Below are 275 nucleotides of genomic sequence, written 5' to 3'. Positions count from 1 at the left end.
GATCACTTCTGCAGATCCGCATGCCAAGCCAGAGATCATTTTCAACTACATCTCGACTGAACAAGATCGCCAAGATTGGCGCGATTGTATTCGTCTGACGCGTGAGATTTTGTCTCAACCTGCGATGGATGTGTACCGAGGCAAAGAGATTCAGCCGGGTTTAAACATTACTTCTGATGAAGCGATTGACGAATGGGTTAAGCAGAACGTTGAAAGTGCTTATCACCCTTCATGTGGCTGCAAAATGGGTTCAGATGATGATCCAATGGCAGTGC

Annotated in this window: 1 protein-coding gene; it reads left to right on the top strand. The window is 46.5% G+C overall.

The window, feature by feature from the left end; genetic code table 11:
• A partial coding sequence (locus tag JFU56_RS22430) for a GMC oxidoreductase (RefSeq protein ID WP_242066056.1) occupies positions 1-275 on the top strand: 275 nt, incomplete at both ends.

It is taken from the genome of Moritella sp. F3, from assembly GCF_015082335.1.
GTDB lineage: Bacteria > Pseudomonadota > Gammaproteobacteria > Enterobacterales > Moritellaceae > Moritella.
The sequence above is the reverse complement of the archived record's forward strand: the minus strand, read 5'-3'. Positions and strand labels throughout refer to the sequence as shown.